The organism is Leclercia sp. AS011 (assembly GCF_037152535.1).
GTDB lineage: Bacteria > Pseudomonadota > Gammaproteobacteria > Enterobacterales > Enterobacteriaceae > Enterobacter.
Window position 1 is genome coordinate 1,611,634 of record NZ_JBBCMA010000001.1, and the last position, 19,657, is coordinate 1,631,290.

19 protein-coding genes are annotated in these 19,657 nt (G+C 57.7%); 9 read left to right on the forward strand and 10 right to left on the reverse strand.

Going from position 1 to position 19,657, the window contains the following annotated elements:
• Positions 1 to 15 precede the first annotated feature (15 nt).
• Complete coding sequence (locus WFO70_RS07575) at positions 16 to 1,323, forward strand: rhodanese-like domain-containing protein (protein WP_337015476.1); 1,308 nt, start codon at positions 16 to 18, stop codon at positions 1,321 to 1,323.
• On the opposite strand, the gene WFO70_RS07580 is transcribed toward WFO70_RS07575, so the two are convergent.
• Positions 1,315 to 1,947, reverse strand: coding sequence for a CDP-alcohol phosphatidyltransferase family protein (locus tag WFO70_RS07580; RefSeq protein ID WP_337015478.1), 633 nt, complete (start codon positions 1,945 to 1,947; stop codon positions 1,315 to 1,317). The two genes, WFO70_RS07575 and WFO70_RS07580, sit on opposite strands and share 9 nt — an antisense overlap.
• Positions 1,940 to 2,440 (reverse strand): carboxymuconolactone decarboxylase family protein, encoded by a 501-nt coding sequence (locus WFO70_RS07585; RefSeq protein WP_337016643.1) that lies wholly within the window; start codon positions 2,438 to 2,440, stop codon positions 1,940 to 1,942. Before WFO70_RS07585 ends, WFO70_RS07580 begins: the two co-directional genes overlap by 8 nt.
• Positions 2,441 to 2,581: 141 nt before the next feature.
• Between WFO70_RS07585 and WFO70_RS07590 the strand changes: the two genes are divergently transcribed.
• Positions 2,582 to 2,992, forward strand: coding sequence for a pyrimidine (deoxy)nucleoside triphosphate diphosphatase (locus WFO70_RS07590; RefSeq protein ID WP_337015479.1), 411 nt, complete (start codon positions 2,582 to 2,584; stop codon positions 2,990 to 2,992).
• Here WFO70_RS07590 and WFO70_RS07595 read toward each other — a convergent pair.
• Entirely contained in the window at positions 2,958 to 3,236 is a 279-nt protein-coding gene (locus WFO70_RS07595; protein ID WP_337016645.1) for a YnjH family protein, read from the reverse strand. The two genes, WFO70_RS07590 and WFO70_RS07595, sit on opposite strands and share 35 nt — an antisense overlap.
• Before the next feature lie 236 nt (positions 3,237 to 3,472).
• On the opposite strand from WFO70_RS07595, the gene gdhA reads away from it, so the two are divergent.
• Positions 3,473 to 4,816 carry an NADP-specific glutamate dehydrogenase gene (gene gdhA / locus WFO70_RS07600; RefSeq protein ID WP_337015480.1) on the forward strand — a complete coding sequence of 448 codons (1,344 nt, stop codon included), beginning with the start codon at positions 3,473 to 3,475 and terminating at the stop codon, positions 4,814 to 4,816.
• Positions 4,817 to 4,909: 93 nt separating this feature from the next.
• On the opposite strand, the gene WFO70_RS07605 is transcribed toward gdhA, so the two are convergent.
• From WFO70_RS07605 to WFO70_RS07615, 3 genes are all read right to left on the reverse strand, one after another.
• Positions 4,910 to 6,814, reverse strand: coding sequence for a DNA topoisomerase III (locus WFO70_RS07605; RefSeq protein WP_337015481.1), 1,905 nt, complete (start codon positions 6,812 to 6,814; stop codon positions 4,910 to 4,912).
• Positions 6,815 to 6,818: 4 nt separating this feature from the next.
• On the reverse strand, positions 6,819 to 7,862 hold the full coding sequence (gene selD / locus WFO70_RS07610; RefSeq protein ID WP_337015482.1) for a selenide, water dikinase SelD: 1,044 nt from the start codon (positions 7,860 to 7,862) through the stop codon (positions 6,819 to 6,821).
• 117 nt (positions 7,863 to 7,979) lie between these two features.
• Positions 7,980 to 8,531 (reverse strand): NAD(P)H nitroreductase, encoded by a 552-nt coding sequence (locus WFO70_RS07615; RefSeq protein ID WP_337015483.1) that lies wholly within the window; start codon positions 8,529 to 8,531, stop codon positions 7,980 to 7,982.
• A 164-nt stretch (positions 8,532 to 8,695) separates the two neighbouring features.
• Between WFO70_RS07615 and sppA the strand changes: the two genes are divergently transcribed.
• Genes sppA through pncA form a run of 3 tightly spaced genes read left to right on the forward strand, consistent with a single transcriptional unit; the run spans position 8,696 to position 12,279 of the window.
• Entirely contained in the window at positions 8,696 to 10,552 is a 1,857-nt protein-coding gene (sppA, locus tag WFO70_RS07620; RefSeq protein ID WP_337015484.1) for a signal peptide peptidase SppA, read from the forward strand.
• 59 nt (positions 10,553 to 10,611) lie between these two features.
• On the forward strand, positions 10,612 to 11,628 hold the full coding sequence (gene ansA / locus WFO70_RS07625; protein ID WP_337015485.1) for an asparaginase: 1,017 nt from the start codon (positions 10,612 to 10,614) through the stop codon (positions 11,626 to 11,628).
• A gap of 9 nt (positions 11,629 to 11,637) precedes the next feature.
• On the forward strand, positions 11,638 to 12,279 hold the full coding sequence (gene pncA / locus WFO70_RS07630) for a bifunctional nicotinamidase/pyrazinamidase (RefSeq protein ID WP_337015486.1): 642 nt from the start codon (positions 11,638 to 11,640) through the stop codon (positions 12,277 to 12,279).
• A 121-nt stretch (positions 12,280 to 12,400) separates the two neighbouring features.
• On the opposite strand, the gene WFO70_RS07635 is transcribed toward pncA, so the two are convergent.
• On the reverse strand, positions 12,401 to 12,679 hold the full coding sequence (locus WFO70_RS07635) for a YeaC family protein (RefSeq protein WP_337015487.1): 279 nt from the start codon (positions 12,677 to 12,679) through the stop codon (positions 12,401 to 12,403).
• 42 nt (positions 12,680 to 12,721) lie between these two features.
• Positions 12,722 to 13,135 carry a peptide-methionine (R)-S-oxide reductase MsrB gene (msrB, locus tag WFO70_RS07640; RefSeq protein ID WP_337015488.1) on the reverse strand — a complete coding sequence of 138 codons (414 nt, stop codon included), beginning with the start codon at positions 13,133 to 13,135 and terminating at the stop codon, positions 12,722 to 12,724.
• A 341-nt stretch (positions 13,136 to 13,476) separates the two neighbouring features.
• On the opposite strand from msrB, the gene gapA reads away from it, so the two are divergent.
• A complete protein-coding gene (gene gapA / locus WFO70_RS07645; RefSeq protein ID WP_337015489.1) occupies positions 13,477 to 14,472 on the forward strand; it encodes a glyceraldehyde-3-phosphate dehydrogenase in 996 nt (331 codons plus the stop codon).
• Positions 14,473 to 14,548: 76 nt separating this feature from the next.
• Positions 14,549 to 15,433: a D-hexose-6-phosphate mutarotase gene (locus tag WFO70_RS07650; RefSeq protein WP_337015490.1), complete on the forward strand. Its 885-nt coding sequence runs from the start codon at positions 14,549 to 14,551 to the stop codon at positions 15,431 to 15,433.
• 46 nt (positions 15,434 to 15,479) lie between these two features.
• Here WFO70_RS07650 and WFO70_RS07655 read toward each other — a convergent pair whose 3' ends face one another.
• Positions 15,480 to 16,334 (reverse strand): aldo/keto reductase, encoded by an 855-nt coding sequence (locus WFO70_RS07655; protein WP_337015491.1) that lies wholly within the window; start codon positions 16,332 to 16,334, stop codon positions 15,480 to 15,482.
• 133 nt (positions 16,335 to 16,467) lie between these two features.
• The gene (locus tag WFO70_RS07660) at positions 16,468 to 17,214 is read right to left on the reverse strand and encodes a MipA/OmpV family protein (RefSeq protein ID WP_337015492.1); all 747 of its coding nucleotides are present in this window, start codon (positions 17,212 to 17,214) and stop codon (positions 16,468 to 16,470) included.
• Between the two features lie 434 nt (positions 17,215 to 17,648).
• Here WFO70_RS07660 and yeaG point away from each other — a divergent pair, with 434 nt between their 5' ends.
• Positions 17,649 to 19,583 (forward strand): protein kinase YeaG, encoded by a 1,935-nt coding sequence (gene yeaG / locus WFO70_RS07665; RefSeq protein WP_142489132.1) that lies wholly within the window; start codon positions 17,649 to 17,651, stop codon positions 19,581 to 19,583.
• The last annotated feature ends 74 nt before the right edge of the window (positions 19,584 to 19,657 follow it).

Consider the following 19,657-nt stretch of genomic DNA (forward strand, 5'->3'; position numbering starts at 1 on the left):
CGATCGGGCATTTCGATGAAACGTGTTTCTCACCTTGCCGCGCTGACCGTCGCTTTAGGTCTCGCCTCTTTCTCCACCTTCGCTGCTGACATGGCACATTCCCTTACGCTGACCGAGCTTCAGCACCAGCATGGTACCCTTATTGATACCCGCGCCAGCGCCTTCTATAACGGCTGGCCGCAGAGCCTGAACGGCCCTTCCGGCCACGAGCCTGCCGCGCTCAACCTCTCCGCCAGCTGGCTGGGGGCGATGAACGAGACCCAGCTGAAAACCTGGGCGTCGCAGCACCAGCTGACCCCGACCACTCCGGTGGCCTTGTACGGTAGCGACAGCGAAAACCAGGCCGTCAAAGCCCGGCTGAATCAGGCTGGTTTTAGCCACGTCAGCGTGCTAAGTGACGCTCTGACCAACCCGGCGCGTCTCCAGCGCCTCGCCCACTTCGAACAGCTGGTCTACCCACAGTGGCTGCACCAGCTCCAGCAGGGTAAGCCGGTGACGGCCGCTCCCGCCGGGGAGTGGAAAGTGATTGAAGCCGCCTGGGGCGCACCGAAGTTTTATCTGCTGAGCCATATTCCCGGCGCGGGCTATATCGACACCAACGAAGTGGAAAGCGAGCCGCTGTGGAACAAGGTCTCCGATGCCGATGTGAAGGCGATGCTGGCAAAACATGGGATCCGCCATGACACCACGGTGATCCTCTATGGCCGCGACGTGTATGCCGCCGCGCGCGTGGCGCAGATCATGCTCTACGCCGGAGTGAAAGACGTCCGCCTGCTGGACGGCGGCTGGAAAGCCTGGGACGCGGCAAAACTGCCGGTGGAACGCGGGATGCCTGATAAGGTCACGCCAGCGGCCGATTTTGGCGCGCCGATCCCCGGCCAGCCACAGCTGATGCTGAATACCGAACAGGCCCGCGGCCTGCTGCACCGTCAGGACGCCTCGCTGGTGAGCATCCGCTCGTGGCCGGAGTTTACCGGCGTGACCAGCGGCTATAGCTACATCAAGCCGAAAGGCGAGATCGCCGGGGCTCGCTGGGGCCATGCCGGGAGCGACTCGACCCATATGGAGGATTTCCACAATCCGGATGGCACCATGCGTTCCGCAGACGATATCGCCGCCATGTGGAAGCAGTGGAACATTCTGCCGGATCAGCAGGTGGCGTTTTACTGCGGCACCGGCTGGCGGGCATCAGAGACCTTTATGTATGCCCGGGCGATGGGCTGGAAACATGTCGGCGTTTACGACGGCGGTTGGTACGAGTGGAGCAGCAACCCGCAGAACCCGGTTGCGACCGGTGAACGCGGGCCAGAAAGCTCACTCTGATCGCGGCTGACGCTGAACCTCCTTCAGCGTCAGATAGCCACTCAAGATGCGCGTTGCGGTGGTGAGCCAGCACAACGCGCCAAACACCCACGCCAGCCATGCAAAGTGCGCCGGGAACAGGCAACAGAGCACAAACAGCAGGATCGTTTCGGTGCCTTCCGTCAGCCCTCCGAGGTAATAAAACGACTTATGGGCGTAGCCCGGATTGTCGATGTCATGCTTCGCCGCCAGCGCGGCAAACGCCAGGAAGCTGCTCCCGGTGCCGATGAAAGCAAACAGCAGCCAGGCCGCGGGCAAGGCATTCACCGCAGGATTGGCCAGGGCAAAACCAAAGGGCACCAGGGCGTAAAACAGAAAATCGAGGGCGATATCGAGAAAGCCCCCGGCGTCAGTTAACCCGCGCCGCCGCGCCAGCGCCCCGTCCAGCCCGTCCAGCAATCGGTTCAGCACAATCGCCACCAGCGCCGCCAGATACCAGCCCAGGGCCAGAAACGGCAGCGCCAGCACCCCAATGGCAAAGCCGATCAGCGTAATGCCATCCGGCGTGATCCCGGGTTTATCCAGCGTCATCACCAGCCGGTTAAGCAGCGGTTTCAGGCGCGGATGGAGGTGACGGTCAAGCATCGTGTTTTTCTCCGGGCATGGCGCAGAGCCCCTGGGAGGGGATATCCAGCGCGGCATTGAAGCGCGCCGACAGGTTCTGAAAAGCGATAAGCGCGGTCATCTCGGTAATGACCTCCTCGCTGTAGTGACGGCGCAGCTCCGCTTTGAGGGCATCGTCCACCGCCGGTGGGGTGGCGGACACCGCCTCGGCATAGGCCAGCGCGGCGCGCTCCGGATCGCTGAACAGCGTACTCTCCCGCCAGGTCGCAACGGCCTGCACCTTCTCCATACCACCGCAGCGTTCCGCCAGACGCAGGGCATTGGCATCGATGCAAAACGCGCAGTGGCACACCTGCGAGACGCGGGTCATCAGCAGCGAACGCAGACCCGGGTCGAGCGGCGATTTTTTGCGCTCGAGAAAACCGACAAACAGCGCCACCAGCCAGAACAGTCGGGGCATTCTCCCCCACCAGCGCAGCGGATTCAGCACCGCGCCATAATGTTTTTTCTGCATCCTGGCGATTGGCGTTAAACTGGCGGGGATGGATTCGATGGGTTTAACCCAGACGGGCGGTAACTCTTTCACAGGAGGCTCCGTGGTCGCTGATAAGTACGCCGATCCTAACGCTTTCTCTCTCAACCATTATTGACGACCATGCTAAAAACACTCGATGTTGTTTGCGCTATTCTCGAACGGGATGGCAAAATTTTACTGGCGCAGCGCCCGCTGCATGCGGACCAGCCCGGTCTGTGGGAGTTTGCCGGAGGCAAAGTTGAGGCCGGAGAAACCCAGCCCGAGGCGCTGGTGCGTGAGCTGCGTGAGGAGCTGGGCATCGAGGCCCGCCCCGGGCGGTATATCGCCAGCCACCAGCGTGAAGTGTCTCGGCGGCTGATTAACCTGCACGCCTGGCACGTCCCGGCGTTTACCGGCACGCCCGAAACGCACTACCACAGCCAGCTGGTGTGGTGCTCGCCGCACGAGGCGCTGGACTACGATCTCGCCCCGGCGGACATTCCCCTGCTGGAGGCCTTTATTCTCTTACGCGACGCCAGACCAGCGGATTAGTGCTGATGGCATTCTGATCGCGCTGACACTGCAACAGAACCCCTTCGGCTTTTACCACTGACCCTTCTGAATAGTTCTGATCCTGATAGATGCAGCACTGGTTGCACGGCGGCGGGCGCTGACCGCTGGAGCTAAAGATCTCCGGCGGGATATTTACATCCACTCCCCCGGTACTAAATCGCTGGTCAGCCTGACTGCCGGCCGAGAAAACCCCAAGCAAAACAGCCATCACAATACGCTTCATCGACGTCTCTTCCTGTTGTGTCCTGATATTCACTATAACGGTAAACCTGCCGACAAACTTTAATCCCGTCGATCATCGTTTTTTATTATGACCCGGCGCGTCTGATGAATTTAACTTGAGGGCGAAATTTAGCTTGCGTCACAAAGCCCATCGGGTGGTATAGTCGAAAAACACAACAACATGCATCTTTTTGTTACAAATAAAATAATCCCAATATATTAGAGGAACTTATAGTTATGGACCAGGCGTGCTCTCTTGAATCCTTTCTGACTCGTGTTCAACAGCGTGATCCCCATCAGAGCGAATTTGCTCAGGCCGTACGTGAAGTGATGACCACTCTCTGGCCATTCCTGGAACAAAACCCCCGCTATCGTCAGATGTCCCTGCTTGAACGCCTGGTAGAGCCAGAACGCGTGATCCAGTTCCGCGTGGTGTGGGTGGACGACCGTAACCAGGTGCAGGTCAACCGCGCCTGGCGCGTGCAGTTCAGCTCGGCGATCGGTCCGTTCAAGGGCGGGATGCGTTTCCACCCGTCGGTTAACCTGTCGATCCTGAAGTTCCTCGGCTTTGAACAAACCTTTAAAAATGCCCTGACCACCCTGCCTATGGGCGGCGGTAAAGGCGGAAGCGATTTTGATCCGAAAGGCAAGAGCGAAGGCGAAGTGATGCGCTTCTGCCAGGCGCTGATGACCGAACTCTACCGTCACCTGGGCGCGGATACCGACGTACCGGCCGGGGATATCGGCGTAGGCGGGCGCGAAGTGGGCTTTATGGCCGGGATGATGAAAAAACTCTCCAACAACAGCGCCTGCGTCTTTACCGGAAAAGGCCTCTCCTTCGGCGGCAGCCTGATCCGCCCGGAAGCCACCGGTTACGGCCTGGTCTACTTCACGGAAGCGATGCTGAAGCGTCACGGGATGAGCTTCGACGGGATGCGCGTTGCGGTGTCCGGCTCCGGCAACGTGGCCCAGTACGCTATCGAGAAAGCGATGGAGCTGGGCGCGCGGGTGATCACCGCCTCCGACTCCAGCGGTACCGTGGTTGACGAAGCAGGCTTTACCACTGAAAAACTGGCGCGCCTGTGCGAAATCAAAGCCAGCCGCGACGGCCGCGTGGCCGATTATGCCCGCGAGTTCGGTCTGACCTATCTGGAAGGCAAACAGCCGTGGGCCGTACCGGTCGATATCGCCCTGCCATGCGCTACCCAGAACGAACTGGATGTCGATGCGGCGCACCAGCTGATCGCCAACGGCGTGAAAGCGGTCGCAGAAGGGGCCAACATGCCCACCACCATCGAAGCCACCGACCTGTTCCTGCAGGCTGGGGTGCTGTTCGCACCGGGCAAAGCGGCTAACGCTGGCGGGGTGGCAACCTCAGGTCTCGAGATGGCGCAGAACGCCGCGCGTATGGGCTGGAAAGCCGAGAAAGTGGATGCGCGTCTGCACCACATCATGCTGGATATTCACCACGCCTGCGTCGAGTACGGCGGAGAAGAGAAGCAGACCAACTATGTCCGCGGGGCGAACATTGCCGGGTTTGTGAAGGTGGCGGATGCGATGATGGGTCAGGGTGTGATCTGATTCTGTGGCTGTGCCGGGTGGCGCTGCGCTTACCCGGCCTAGGGTTCGTGCTTTTGTAGGCCGGGTAAGGCGTAGCCGCCACCCGGCAATTCCTCAGGCCGCACTCTTCTTCTTAAACTTTTTCTTCTTGTCGCCACCCGGCGCAACCATGCCGCGAAAATCCCTCACAGAGGTATTGCGCGCCTGGTTGATCAAATCGAATAACGTGCCCACCAGCGGCTGCATAAAATCCTGATAGCGACACTGCTTTTCGCTGATCTGGGTCAGGACCGACTCCCAGTGCGCGGTCATGTCCGGTCGTGCGGCCATCTCCGGCAGGGAATGGATCAGCGCCTTTCCGGCATCCGTCGCATGGATATAACGCCCTTTCTTGTGCAGAAAACCGCGTTTAAACAGCAGCTCGATGATCCCGGCGCGGGTCGCTTCCGTGCCCAGCCCGTCGGTGGCGCGCAGGATTTTTTTCAGATCTTTATCCTGCACAAACCGGGCGATACCGGTCATGGCCGAAAGGATGGTGGCGTCCGTGAAATGGCGCGGCGGCTGGGTTTGTCGCTCCACCACTTCGCCCTTCTCGCACAGCAGCTCATCGTCTTTTTTCACCACCGGCAGCGGCGTGCCGTCGTTCTCCTCGTCACGCTCTTTACTGCCCAGCAGCGTGCGCCAGCCCGCTTCGGCGAGGAAACGCGCCTTAGCGATAAACTTGCCTTTGGCGATCTCCAGCTCGATAACGCACTTGCGGAACAGGGCATCCGGGCAGAACTGCATCAGGTACTGACGAGCGACGAGGTTATACACCTTCGCTTCGTTCTCGGTCAGATTAACCTTGCTGCTGCGCGCGGTCGGGATGATGGCATGGTGAGCATCCACCTTCTTATCGTCCCAGCAGCGGTTGCGGGTATCCGGATTAACCACCGGCTGCGGCATTAAATCGGGCGCGTGGGCGGCAATGGCGTTCAGCACCGCGTGACGTCCGGCGAAATGCTCTTCCGGCAGATAGCGGCTGTCGGAGCGCGGATAGGTGATCAGCTTGTGCGTTTCATACAGCTTCTGGCAGATATCGAGCACGTTCTGCGCGCTCAGGCCATAGCGTTTCGCCGCCTCGATCTGCAGGGCAGAGAGGGAAAACGGCAGCGGCGCGGGTTCTGATTCCCGTTTATCGTTATAGCTGGTGACGACCGCAGGCTGCCCCTGAATGCGGGTCACCACGTGGTCGGCCAGCTGACGGTGCAGCAGGCGCCCCTCTTCATCCTGATAAGGTTCGCAGGCCTCGCTCGGCTGCCAGATGGCGGTAAAACGCTCCTCCTTCGGGGTGACGATATGGGCTTTCACCTCGAAGAAGTCTTTGGCGACAAAGTTCTCGATCTCTTCATCACGGCGTACCACCAGCCCCAGCACCGGGGTCTGCACGCGGCCCACCGAGAGCACCCCCTGATAGCCCGCGTTACGCCCGAGAATAGTGTAGGCGCGGGTCATGTTGATGCCGTACAGCCAGTCGGCGCGAGCGCGGGCCAGCGCCGAGACGCACAGCGGGACAAACTCGCTGTTGGATCGCAGACGCGAGATGGCGCGTTCCACTGCCTGGGGGTTGAGATCGTTGATCAGGCAGCGCTGCACCTCACGGCGTTTTTCCGGGGCGAGGTTCAGGTAATCGAGCACCTCGTCCACCAGCAGTTGCCCTTCCCTGTCCGGGTCACCGGCGTGGATCACTTCCGCGGCGTCGTTCAGCAGACGCTTAATGACGTTCAGCTGTTTAGTGACCGACGGGCGCGGCTGCAGCTGCCACTTTTCCGGCACGATGGGCAGATCGTTGAGATTCCAGCGCGCGTAGCGGCTGTCGTAGGCATCCGGCTGGGCCTGCTCCAGCAGGTGACCGATACACCAGGTGACCACCTGCCCGTTCCCGCACTCGATATACCCATCCCCCTTGCGATGCGGCTTGGGTAGCACATCCGCAATCGCCCGGGCGAGGCTGGGTTTCTCGGCAATAAATAACCGCATTGAATTAACGGATCTCAATCATCGGACGACCACCGCGGGCGGTCACCAGCTCGCCGATGGCGGTCAGGGTGATACCGAACTCCGCAGCGGTCGCCTGGACTTCGGCTTCTGCCTCCGGGGTGACCGCCAGCAGCAGGCCGCCGGAGGTTTGCGGATCGCACAGCAGATCGCGCCACTCGGCAGGCATCTCACCCATCAGGTGACCGTAGCTGGCGAAGTTACGCTGGGTGCCGCCCGGTACCGCGCCCTGGGCAATATAGTCTTCCACGCCCGGCAGCTTCGGCACGTCCTGATACCAGACCTGGGCCTGCACGCCCGCCCCCTGGCACACTTCGCTCAGGTGGCCCAGCAGGCCAAAGCCGGTGACGTCGGTCATCGCCTTCACGCCGTCGATATTGGCAAAGGCGGCCCCGGCGAGGTTCATCTGACACATCACCTCCGTCGCCAGGCCTTTGTGCTCCGGCTGCAGCAGGGATTTTTTCTCGGCGGTGGTGAGCACGCCAATGCCCAGCGGCTTGGTGAGGAACAGCTTGCAGCCCGCCTCGGCGGTGCTATTGCGTTTCACGCGCTCGGTTGGCACCACGCCGGTTACCGCCAGGCCAAAAATCGGCTCCGGGGCATCAATGGAGTGACCACCGGCCAGGGCGATCCCCGCCTGCTGGCAGGCAAAACGTCCGCCCTCGATCACCTCGCGGGCGATCTCCGGGGCCAGGGTGTTGATCGGCCAGCCGAGGATCGCAATCGCCATGATCGGCTTGCCGCCCATGGCAAAGATATCGCTGATGGCGTTAGTGGCGGCAATACGCCCGAAGTCGTACGGGTTGTCGACAATCGGCATAAAGAAATCGGTGGTGCTGATGATGCTGGTCCCGTTGCCTAAATCGTAGACTGCGGCATCGTCGCGGGTTTCGTTACCCACAAGCAGGTTCGGGTCGACAAACTTCGCCTGCTCGCTATGCAGGATGGTTTCCAGCACTTTGGGGGAAATTTTACAACCGCAACCGGCTCCATGGCTGTATTGCGTCAAACGAATGGCTTGCTCGCTCATGACAATCTCCTTTCATTACAATTGCACTATGTTAGCGCTCATTCCATTAAGTGATAAGTATGACTGTCTGAATTCTGCTGCAGTTGTTCAGGATCCAGACAGTTTTTGCGCGGAAGATCAGAAACGGGTGACAAAGGGGGCGGTGTCGGGCACGGAGACCGTGGTCGAGGCTTTCAGCTGCGGGGTCCCCAGATAGAGGAAACCGACGATTTTATCGTGTGCGCCGCAGTTCAGGCCTTCGCGCACCACCGGGCTGTCGGTCAATGCGCCGCTGCGCCAGATACCGTTATACCCCTGAGCGACGGCGGCCATCTGCATCGCCATGACCGCACAGCCGGCAGACATCTCCTGCTCCCACACCGGCACCTTGTGCTGCGGCTGGCATTTGGCGACCACGGCGATAATCATCGGCGCGCGGAATGGCGCGTTACGGGCTTTTTCAATCGCCTTTTCATCCTGCCCGGCGGCCACGGCTCCTTTCTCCAGCAGAGTGCTGAAGCGGTCGCGCCCTTCCCCTTCGATGATAAAGAAGTGCCACGGCTGTAAGGTGCCGTGATCCGGGGCACGCATCCCGGCGCGAAGAATATTGTCCAGCTGTTCGCCTGCCGGGGCGGGCTCCGCCAGACGCGCTGCGCTTCGGCGGTTAACAAGCAGTTCGAGTGCATCCATGGGGTTACTCCTGTCTTGAAATTTACTCAAAATTAACACGACGGCAGATTTTGTTACAGCCTGGCAGGCGATTCCTGCTGACAAGTGGCGGTCGGGTCATTACGATAGCCCGACAACACCGTCCAGTGGCGACGGGAAGGTAATTATCTGGACAGGGAGAATACATGCGAACCCTCTGGCGACTGTTTGCCGGCTTTTTTAAATGGACGTGGCGACTGCTTAATTTCGTCCGCAACCTGGTGATGAACCTCTTCTTCATTCTTATTGTGATGGTTTGCGTCGGCGTCTGGATGCACATCAGCGCCAGCAGCCAGGCCCAGAGCGCCGGGCGCGGGGCGCTGCTGCTGGATATCGCCGGTGTGGTGGTTGATAAGCCCTCCACCAGCAACCGACTGGGCGTGTTGGGCCGCCAGCTGTTTGGCGCCAGCAGCGACCGCCTGCAGGAGAACTCGCTGTTTGATATCGTCGACGCCATTCGTCAGGCAAAGGACGATCGCAACATTACCGGCATCGTGCTGGATCTGAAGAACTTCGCCGGGGCGGACCAGCCGTCCATGCAGTACATCGGTAAAGCGCTGCGTGAGTTCCGCGACAGCGGCAAACCGGTGATCGCGGTGGGCGATAACTACAGCCAGGGGCAGTACTATCTGGCGAGCTTTGCCAATAAAGTGTGGCTCTCGCCGCAGGGCACCGTCGATCTGCACGGTTTCGCCACCAATGGCCTCTATTACAAATCGCTGCTCGATAAGCTGAAAGTCACCACCCACGTTTTCCGCGTCGGGACTTACAAATCGGCGGTTGAGCCGTTTATCCGCGACGATATGTCCCCGGCCGCCCGCGAGGCGGACAGCCGCTGGATCGGCGAGCTGTGGCAACACTATCTGGCGACCGTCGCCGCCAACCGCCAGATCACCCCGGAGCAGGTCTTCCCGGGTGCGCAGGGCGTGCTGGATGGGCTGCGTAAAGTCGATGGCGATACCGCGAAATATGCTCTCGACAACAAGCTGGTGGATGCCCTGGGCTCCAGCGCCGAGATTGAAAAATCCCTGACCAAACAGTTCGGCTGGAGCAAAGAGGACAAGAACTTCAGCGCCGTCAGCTTCTATGATTATCAGCCGAAAAAACCGGCCGATACTGGCGACAGCATTGCCGTGGTCTTTGCGAACGGGGCGATCATGGATGGCGAAGAGACGCCGGGCAACGTCGGGGGCGATACCACCGCCTCGCAGATCCGCGACGCGCGTCTCGACCCGAAAGTGAAAGCCATTGTCCTGCGGGTTAACAGTCCGGGCGGCAGCGTCAGCGCCTCGGAAGTGATCCGCGCGGAACTGTCCGCAGCCCGCGCCGCCGGTAAACCGGTGGTGGTCTCCATGGGCGGGATGGCGGCATCCGGTGGCTACTGGATCTCAACCCCGGCGAACTACATCGTAGCGAACCCGAGCACCCTGACCGGTTCTATCGGCATCTTCGGCGTGATTAACACCGTAGAGAACAGCCTCGACTATCTGGGCGTGCATACCGACGGGGTGGCGACCTCGCCGCTGGCAGACGTTGCCATTACCAAAGCGCTGCCGCCGGAAGTGTCACAGATGATGCAGCTCAGCATTGAGAACGGCTATAAGCGCTTTATCACTCTGGTGGCCGACTCCCGTAAGCAGACCCCGGCGCAGATCGACCAGATCGCTCAGGGCCACGTCTGGACCGGCCAGGATGCCAAATCCAACGGGCTGGTGGATAACCTGGGCGATTTCGATGACGCCGTAGCCAAAGCTGCCGAACTGGCGAAGCTGAAGCAGTGGCATATCGACTTCTATCAGGATGAGCCGACCTTCTTTGATATGGTGATGGACAGCTTCTCCGGCTCGGTCAAAGCCATGCTGCCGGACGCGCTGCAGGCGTATCTGCCGGCACCGGTTGCAACGGCGGCGAAGGCGGTGAAAACAGAGGGCGACAAGCTGGCCGCCTTCAACGATCCACAAAACCGCTACGCGTTCTGCCTCACCTGCGCGAACGTACGTTAATCCCCATCCCCTCTTCCGCGAAGAGGGGATTTTTCTTTGAAGCCCAAGAACATTACATCATGCAAAAGAAATCAATCTATGTGGCCTATACCGGCGGTACCATCGGTATGCAGCGCTCGGAAAATGGCTATATCCCGGTTTCGGGCCACCTGCAACGCCAGCTGGCGTTAATGCCGGAGTTCCACCGTCAGGAGATGCCGGACTTCACCATCCACGAGTACGATCCGCTGATGGACTCTTCCGATATGACCCCGGAAGACTGGCAACATATCGCCGATGACATCAAGGCGCACTACGATCAATATGATGGCTTCGTGATCCTGCACGGCACCGACACCATGGCGTTCACCGCCTCGGCGCTCTCCTTCATGCTGGAAAACCTCAGCAAACCGGTGATTGTCACCGGCTCGCAGATCCCGCTGGCGGAGCTGCGTTCCGACGGGCAGATCAACCTGCTCAACTCGCTGTACGTGGCGGCCAATTTCCCGATTAACGAAGTGAGCCTGTTCTTCAACAACCGTCTCTACCGCGGCAACCGTACCACCAAAGCCCATGCGGACGGTTTTGACGCCTTTGCCTCGCCGAACCTCACTCCGCTGCTGGAAGCCGGGATCCATATTCGCCGCCTGGGTACGCCTCCGGCACCGCATACCTCCGGCGAGCTGGTGGTGCATCCCATTACCCCTCAACCGATTGGCGTGGTGACCATCTATCCGGGTATCTCCGCCGATGTGGTGCGTAACTTCCTGCGCCAGCCGGTAAAAGCGCTGATCCTGCGCTCCTACGGCGTGGGCAATGCCCCGCAAAACGGCGAGTTCCTGAAGGAGCTTCAGGAAGCCAGCAACCGCGGCATCGTGGTGGTGAACCTGACCCAGTGCATGTCCGGCAAGGTGAATATGGGCGGTTATGCCACCGGGAACGCCCTGGCGCAAGCGGGTGTCGTGAGCGGATTCGACATGACGGTAGAAGCTACCCTGACTAAACTTCACTACTTACTGAGTCAGGATCTGGATGTGCAGTCGATTCGTACCGCAATGATGCAAAACCTGCGTGGCGAACTGACGCCAGACGAATAAGGAGTGAGCATGAAACAACGTGCCCTGTTACTGGTGGATTTACAGAATGACTTTTGCGCCGGCGGCGCGCTGGCGGTGGCCGAAGGCGACAGCACGGTGGACATCGCCAACGCCCTGATTGAGTGGTGCAAAGCCCGCGGCGAGGCGGTGGTAGCCAGCCAGGACTGGCATCCGGCGGATCACGGCAGTTTTGCCAGCCAGCACAACGTCGAGCCCTTCACCCAGGGCGAGCTGGACGGTCTGCCGCAAACCTTCTGGCCCGATCACTGCGTGCAGCACACGGAAGGCGCTGAGCTGCATCCCCTGCTCAACAGCAAAGCCATTGATGCCATCTTCCAGAAAGGGGAAAACCCGAACATTGACAGCTACAGCGCGTTCTTTGATAACGGCCACCGGCAGAAAACCGGGCTGGATCAATGGCTGCGCCACCACGAGATCGTGGAGCTGATTGTGATGGGGCTGGCGACCGATTACTGTGTGAAATTCACCGTGCTGGATGCATTGCAGCTGGGCTACCGGGTGAACGTGATCACCGACGGCTGTCGCGGGGTGAACATTCAGCGCCAGGACAGCGCCCAGGCGTTTATGGATATGGCGGCGGAAGGTGCCACGCTGTACACCCTGGCGGACTGGCAGGAGACGCAGGGCTGATCGTCTTATGCCGGGTGGCGGCTTCGCCTTACCCGGCCTACCTGACCCGTAGGCCCGCACAAACGTAGCGCCGCCGGAAACAACCAGCCCTCTCCTGAGGAGAGGGCGTTAATCTGCAGGGTTACTGCATTTTTAACGTAGCAATTGGCTTCGGCGCGATGCCGAAATCCTCTTTCAGCTGTTGCTTACTCTTCATCACCATCTGACCCTGGGTATCGATAGTCATGTGCTGCGCATTGGTGTTATTGCGCGCCTGCCACAGCATCACCAGCTGCAGGCAGTTCTCTTTCTGCCCGGCGGTTAGCGCCACGCCGTCGGCCCACTTCCCCAGTTCAACCGCAGTGACCAGACGCTGATAAACCTCCGGCGTCATGCCGTTAATCATCTCTTCAATATTCATGTTAAATCGGGCTCCGAAGGAATAATTTGCTGAATCGATTTTTCAGCCTTTCGTCTGGTCACCATTCTGCTCATCGGTGAAGCTTAAGGAGGCGGAATTGACGCAGAAACGCTCACCCGTTGGCTGAGGGCCGTCCGGGAAGACGTGACCGAGATGTGCGTCACAGTTTCCACAGCGAATCTCAATGCGCTCCATACCGTGGCTGAAGTCCTTGAGATAGTGAATGGCCTCTTCACTGACCGGTTCATAAAAGCTCGGCCAGCCGCAGCCAGAATCGTATTTGCTCTGGGAGTTGAACAGCGCAGCGTCACACACCAGGCAGTGGTAGACACCATCCCGCTTGTTATGCAGCAGACGCCCGGTAAATGGGGGTTCCGTACCGTGATTTTGCGTTACGTAGAACTGCATTTCGGTGAGGTTTTTTTTCAGTTCATCCGGGTTTTGTTGATTCGACATAGGCTTACATCTCGCAGTTGAAACAGACAACTTTTACCCTCGATTCTAACAAAACATTAACACTGAAGTATGAACTTTTGATCTAAACTTACTCGTTGCGCAGAGGTAGGCAGACAAATGTGATCTACTCCACGTTTTTATGTGGTCAGCCCTTTAAAATCCCGTGCGCAGGCCCCATATGGGTGCAAGCTCCAAGGGAATGTGAGGTAGGTCAATCGAGCAAAGGTAGTGCTAAGGATTGATTTGTCGCAATGATTGACACGATTCCGCTTGACGCTGCGTAAGGTTTTTGTAATTTTACACGCAACCTTTTATTCACTAACAAATAGCTGGTGGAATATATGACTATCAAAGTAGGTATCAACGGTTTTGGCCGTATCGGCCGTATTGTTTTCCGTGCTGCTCAGGAACGTTCTGACATCGAAATCGTTGGTATCAACGATCTGTTAGACGCTGACTACATGGCGTACATGCTGAAGTACGACTCAACTCACGGTCGTTTCAACGGCACCGTTGAAGTGAAAGACGGCCACCTGGTTGTCAACGGCAAAACCATCCGTGTTACTGCTGAAAAAGATCCAGCTAACCTGAAGTGGAACGAAATCGGTGTTGACGTTGTTGCTGAAGCAACCGGTATCTTCCTGACCGACGAAACTGCGCGTAAGCACATCACCGCTGGCGCGAAAAAAGTTGTTCTGACTGGTCCATCCAAAGACAACACCCCAATGTTCGTTAAAGGCGCTAACTTCGAGAAGTATGCTGGCCAGGACATCGTTTCCAACGCATCCTGCACCACCAACTGCCTGGCGCCACTGGCTAAAGTTATCAACGACAACTTCGGCATCATCGAAGGTCTGATGACTACCGTTCACGCTACCACCGCAACTCAGAAAACCGTTGATGGCCCGTCTCACAAAGACTGGCGCGGCGGCCGCGGCGCAGCTCAGAACATCATCCCATCCTCTACCGGTGCAGCTAAAGCTGTAGGTAAAGTACTGCCAGAACTGAATGGCAAACTGACTGGTATGGCGTTCCGCGTTCCAACTCCAAACGTATCTGTTGTTGACCTGACCGTTCGTCTGGAAAAAGCAGCAAGCTACGAAGAAATCAAGAAAGCCATCAAAGCGGCTTCTGAAGGTGAAATGAAAGGCGTTCTGGGTTACACCGAAGACGACGTTGTTTCTACCGATTTCAACGGCGAAGTGTGCACTTCCGTGTTCGATGCTAAAGCAGGTATCGCACTGAACGACAACTTCGTGAAACTGGTTTCCTGGTACGACAACGAAACCGGCTACTCTAACAAAGTTCTGGACCTGATCGCTCACATCTCCAAATAAGTTGAGATGAGAAACTGATCCAAAAAGGCGACCTCGGTCGCCTTTTTTTATGGCATTAGAGACAGAGGACTGCGTAATGATAAAAACAATTTTTGCACTTCCGGTAGTCGAACAACTTACCCCTGTGCTTTCCCGCCGCCAGATTGACGATGTCGAAGTCATCGTGGTTGAGCATCCGCAGGTGCAGGCATCGGTTGCCCTGCAGGGCGCGCATCTGCTCTCCTGGCAGCCAGAAGGCGAAGTGGAAGCGCTGTGGCTGAGCGACATCACCTCCTTCAAAAAAGGGGCAGCAATCCGCGGCGGCGTGCCAATCTGCTGGCCATGGTTTGGCCCGTCCGCCCAGCAAGGCCTGCCGTCGCACGGTTTTGCCCGTAATCTGCCGTGGACGCTGAAAGCCCACAACGAAGATGAATCCGGCGTGGTGCTGACCTTTGAACTGCAAAGCGATGACGAGACCCGCAAACTGTGGCCGCACGACTTCACCCTGTACGCCCGTTTCAAGCTGGGTAAAACCTGTGAGATCGAACTGGAAGCACACGGTGAGTTTGAGACCACCTCTGCCCTGCACACCTATTTCAACGTCGGCGATATCGCTGCCGTCACGGTGAACGGCCTGGGCGATAGCTTTATCGACAAAGTGGATAATGCGAAAGAGGGCAAACTGAGCGACGGCATCCAGACCTTCCCGGATCGTACCGACCGCGTCTACCTGAACCCGGAAGCCTGCAGCGTCATTGAAGATACCGCGCTGAATCGCGCGATTGAAGTTATCCATCACCATCACAGCAATGTTGTGGGCTGGAACCCGGGCCCGGCGCTGTCGGTGAGCATGGGTGACGTTCCGGATGACGGCTATAAGACCTTCGTTTGCGTGGAAACCGCCTGCGTGAGCGAACCTCAAACCGCGACGGAAGAGAAACCTTCTCGTCTGGGACAGACCATTCACATTGTGAAGCGTTAATCCCCTCCCCTTGCCCTCTCTGTGCTGAGAGGGCATTACGCTCACGTCACACCACGTCTAACGCCGTTTTCTGTTTCGGTGCCGGGAAGGCCGCATCCAGCTGGTTTAATGCCTCCTCAGAGAGTGAAATGCCCAGCGCGCCCGCATTCTCTTCCACATGCTTAATGGATGACGCTTTCGGAATAGCCATCACCCCACGGTGACGTATCACCCATGCCAGCAACACCTGTGCGGCCGTGGCGTTATACTCTTTCGCCACCGCATTCACCGCCGGATGATTGAACAGCCCGGTGCGTAGCCGCCCGGCCTGCGCCAGTGGGCAATAAGCCATCACCGGTATCGACTCCTGCTGACACCAGGGCAGCAGGTCATATTCGATACCGCGCGAGGCCAGATGGTAGAGCACCTGATTGGTGGCACAGGCCCGCCCACCCGGCACCTGCCACAGCTCCTGCATATCTGCATAATCGAGGTTCGAGACGCCCCAGCGGCCAATTTTTCCCTGCTGTTGCAGCGTCTCCATCAGCCGGACGGTCTCATCCAGAGAATAATTCCCGCGCCAGTGCAGGAGATAAAGGTCGATATACTCGGTACCGAGACGCCGCAGGCTGGCTTCACAGGCGGCAATGCCTTTTTGCCCTCCGGCATTCCATGGATAGACTTTGGAGACCAGAAACACTTCGTCGCGCAGGCCCTTAATCGCCTCGCCGACCACCTCTTCTGCGCCGCCGTCAGCATACATCTCGGCGGTATCAATCAGCCTCAGCCCGCGGTCAATGCCTGCCCGCAAGGCATCCACTTCCTGGCGGCGCTGACTGGCCTTTTCACCCATATACCAGGTGCCCTGACCAATAGCCGGCAGCACGATGTTGTTACCAAAGTTAACGGTTTTTTCGCTCATCACACCCTCCTGTTTATCTGCACCACCTCAGGACAAACGGAGCGCAAGCGCTCCGTCATGATGTACCACCCTAAAACAAACGGGGCTCAAGAGCCCCGTTGTGATGCACAAATTGCACAGTAAAAATGCACAATCAGAAACTGTAGGTCAGACCCACCGACATCAGACCGGTCCAGGACTTATCGACCATCGGGCTGTCTTTCACCTCATCGCTGAGACGGTTGTAACGGCCGGTCGCGTAGACGTTCCAGTCAGGCGCAAACTTGTAGCTGGCGGTCAGCTCCAGGTACGGGTTCCAGCCATCGTCAGCGTCATAGCTGTTCAAGCCGCTGCGACGGGACTCTTTATGGGACACGCCATAATAGTAGTCGTTATAGTTTTCGCTGTGGTACTCCAGACCGATACCCGGGGTCAGGGTCAGCCCGCCGTTGGTGTAACGGTACAACCACGCCAGATCCCAGATATAGCCGTTACTGTTATCGAGCGTATCGCCAGCGAGGGCGGTGCGCAGGAAACCGTATTCGGTGTTATGGACCCAGGAAACCCCGGCCATCATGGTGCTCTTACGCTTATCGAGCTGACGAAGCTGATAGCTGTCGCTGTCGCCTGGCTTGAAGTGCGTCGGATCGTAGTAAGCCATGATGGAGAGTTTGTCGGTCTGGTCGTTCCACAGATAGTAGCCACCGCCCAGCCCGCGGAACCAGAAATTATCCCCTTCATAGGTGACAACCGGAACCGGGTAGATATCACGGTCATATTGCTTATAAGGGCTATTGATTACGCCGACACCAGCACCAACTGACCACTGATTCTCCGCGTATGCTGTACTCACTGAGGTGGCAACGATAATCCCCAGTGCCAGAAGTTTGAGTTTGGTCACAATCCATTCTTTCCTGTAGTCAAATAATCAGCGGGTGAAGTGTAACCGTCATTCCCCTCTTTTCTCAAAATTTTTTGTCAGCTAATCAATTCGATTAACCGGGTATCGTGCGTGCGGCAAATGACGAAACGCTGTCAGCCAGATTAACGTTCAGTGAAGCAAGTCGCATTGTCTGACAGGATTTGGCTGAATTTCTGGATGAGTTATTGATATGTCATTGAAATTAGTTTTTGCGTGCAGGCAAGTTTTGCAAATGCCATCTACGCTTAATTTTAAGAAGCTGAATACCCGATCACCCCCGCGGTTTTAGCGCCCGACCTGGCACACGGGTTGCTGCTCTGGCAGTGAGGTGCAACGGATCCCGCTTCCGGGAGCCTCTACTATTCATATGAACGGCTCTTTTCCTGTGCTAAAAAACGAAAGGACGGCATGCCATGAATATATTCGATCACTATCGCCAGCGCTATGAAGCTGCCAAGGACGAAGAGTTCACACTGCAGGAGTTTCTTACCATTTGTCGGCAAGATCGCAGTGCCTATGCCAATGCGGCAGAACGACTATTGATGGCTATCGGTGAGCCGAATATGGTTGATACTGCCCAGGAGCCACGGCTTTCCCGTCTGTTTTCGAATCGGGTCGTCGCCCGATATCCTGCGTTTGAAGAATTTTACGGCATGGAAGATGCCATCGAGCAGATTGTTTCCTACCTGAAGCATGCTGCTCAGGGTCTGGAAGAGAAGAAACAGATCCTGTATCTGCTGGGTCCCGTCGGCGGCGGTAAATCCTCGCTGGCTGAACGGCTGAAAGCCTTGATGCAGCGCGTACCGATTTACGTGCTCAGCGCCAACGGCGAGCGCAGCCCGGTCAACGACCATCCGCTGTGCCTGTTCAACCCGCAGGAAGATGCGCAGATCCTGGATAAAGAGTACGGCATTCCTCGTCGCTATCTCGGCACAATTATGTCGCCGTGGGCCGCGAAGCGCCTGCATGAATTTGGCGGCGACATCACCAAATTCCGCGTGGTGAAAGCCTGGCCGTCCATTCTGGAACAGATTGCGATTGCTAAAACCGAACCGGGTGACGAGAACAACCAGGATATCTCTGCCCTGGTAGGTAAAGTGGACATCCGTAAACTGGAAAACCACGCGCAAAACGATCCTGATGCTTACGGTTATTCCGGTGCGCTGTGCCGCGCCAACCAGGGGATTATGGAGTTCGTCGAGATGTTTAAAGCGCCGATCAAGGTGCTGCATCCGCTGCTGACCGCCACCCAGGAGGGTAACTACAACGGTACCGAAGGGATCTCCGCCCTGCCGTTTAACGGGATTATTCTGGCGCACTCCAACGAATCGGAATGGGTCACCTTCCGCAACAACAAGAACAACGAGGCCTTCCTTGACCGTGTGTACATCGTCAAAGTGCCTTACTGCCTGCGGATCTCCGAAGAGATCAAGATTTACGAAAAACTGCTGAACCACAGTGAGCTGGTTCATGCCCCATGCGCCCCGGGCACGCTGGAAACGCTGTCGCGCTTCTCGATCCTGTCGCGCCTGAAAGAGCCAGAAAACTCCAGCATCTACTCTAAAATGCGCGTCTATGACGGTGAGAGCCTGAAAGATACCGACCCGAAAGCGAAATCCTACCAGGAGTATCGTGACTACGCCGGTGTCGATGAAGGGATGAACGGGCTCTCCACGCGCTTTGCGTTCAAAATCCTCTCCCGCGTGTTCAACTTTGACCACGCCGAAGTGGCGGCTAACCCGGTACATCTGTTCTACGTCCTGGAGCAGCAGATCGAGCGGGAGCAGTTCCCGCAGGAGCAGGCAGAACGTTATCTGGAGTTCCTCAAAGGCTATCTGATCCCGAAATACGCCGAATTTATCGGCAAGGAGATCCAGACCGCCTATCTGGAATCCTACTCTGAATACGGGCAGAACATCTTTGACCGCTACGTCACCTATGCTGACTTCTGGATCCAGGATCAGGAGTACCGCGATCCGGATACCGGCCAGCTGTTTGACCGTGAGTCACTGAATGCGGAACTGGAAAAAATTGAGAAGCCTGCCGGGATCAGTAACCCGAAAGACTTCCGTAATGAGATCGTCAACTTCGTGCTGCGCGCCAGAGCGAACTTCAGCGGACGCAATCCGAACTGGACCAGCTACGAAAAACTGCGCACGGTTATCGAGAAGAAAATGTTCTCCAATACCGAAGAGCTGTTGCCGGTCATTTCGTTTAATGCCAAAACCTCAACCGACGAGCAGAAAAAGCACGACGATTTTGTCGATCGCATGATGGAGAAAGGCTACACCCGCAAACAGGTTCGCCTGCTCTGCGAATGGTACCTGCGCGTGCGTAAATCGTCCTGATAGCCCGGCGCCCGGCGGCGTGCTGCTTGCCGGGCCTACAAAAGATGCGAACCGTAGGCCGGATAAGCGCAGCG

What these genes read in the sequence shown, in the direction of transcription:
- WFO70_RS07575 (WP_337015476.1), top strand. Translation starts at nt 16, where the DNA reads ATGAAACGTGTTTCTCACCTTGCCGCGCTGACCGTCGCTTTAGGTCTC.
- WFO70_RS07580 (WP_337015478.1), bottom strand. Translation starts at nt 1,947, where the DNA reads ATGCTTGACCGTCACCTCCATCCGCGCCTGAAACCGCTGCTTAACCGG.
- WFO70_RS07585 (WP_337016643.1), bottom strand. Translation starts at nt 2,440, where the DNA reads ATGCAGAAAAAACATTATGGCGCGGTGCTGAATCCGCTGCGCTGGTGG.
- WFO70_RS07590 (WP_337015479.1), top strand. Translation starts at nt 2,582, where the DNA reads ATGCTAAAAACACTCGATGTTGTTTGCGCTATTCTCGAACGGGATGGC.
- WFO70_RS07595 (WP_337016645.1), bottom strand. Translation starts at nt 3,236, where the DNA reads ATGAAGCGTATTGTGATGGCTGTTTTGCTTGGGGTTTTCTCGGCCGGC.
- gdhA (WP_337015480.1), top strand. Translation starts at nt 3,473, where the DNA reads ATGGACCAGGCGTGCTCTCTTGAATCCTTTCTGACTCGTGTTCAACAG.
- WFO70_RS07605 (WP_337015481.1), bottom strand. Translation starts at nt 6,814, where the DNA reads ATGCGGTTATTTATTGCCGAGAAACCCAGCCTCGCCCGGGCGATTGCG.
- selD (WP_337015482.1), bottom strand. Translation starts at nt 7,862, where the DNA reads ATGAGCGAGCAAGCCATTCGTTTGACGCAATACAGCCATGGAGCCGGT.
- WFO70_RS07615 (WP_337015483.1), bottom strand. Translation starts at nt 8,531, where the DNA reads ATGGATGCACTCGAACTGCTTGTTAACCGCCGAAGCGCAGCGCGTCTG.
- sppA (WP_337015484.1), top strand. Translation starts at nt 8,696, where the DNA reads ATGCGAACCCTCTGGCGACTGTTTGCCGGCTTTTTTAAATGGACGTGG.
- ansA (WP_337015485.1), top strand. Translation starts at nt 10,612, where the DNA reads ATGCAAAAGAAATCAATCTATGTGGCCTATACCGGCGGTACCATCGGT.
- pncA (WP_337015486.1), top strand. Translation starts at nt 11,638, where the DNA reads ATGAAACAACGTGCCCTGTTACTGGTGGATTTACAGAATGACTTTTGC.
- WFO70_RS07635 (WP_337015487.1), bottom strand. Translation starts at nt 12,679, where the DNA reads ATGAATATTGAAGAGATGATTAACGGCATGACGCCGGAGGTTTATCAG.
- msrB (WP_337015488.1), bottom strand. Translation starts at nt 13,135, where the DNA reads ATGTCGAATCAACAAAACCCGGATGAACTGAAAAAAAACCTCACCGAA.
- gapA (WP_337015489.1), top strand. Translation starts at nt 13,477, where the DNA reads ATGACTATCAAAGTAGGTATCAACGGTTTTGGCCGTATCGGCCGTATT.
- WFO70_RS07650 (WP_337015490.1), top strand. Translation starts at nt 14,549, where the DNA reads ATGATAAAAACAATTTTTGCACTTCCGGTAGTCGAACAACTTACCCCT.
- WFO70_RS07655 (WP_337015491.1), bottom strand. Translation starts at nt 16,334, where the DNA reads ATGAGCGAAAAAACCGTTAACTTTGGTAACAACATCGTGCTGCCGGCT.
- yeaG (WP_142489132.1), top strand. Translation starts at nt 17,649, where the DNA reads ATGAATATATTCGATCACTATCGCCAGCGCTATGAAGCTGCCAAGGAC.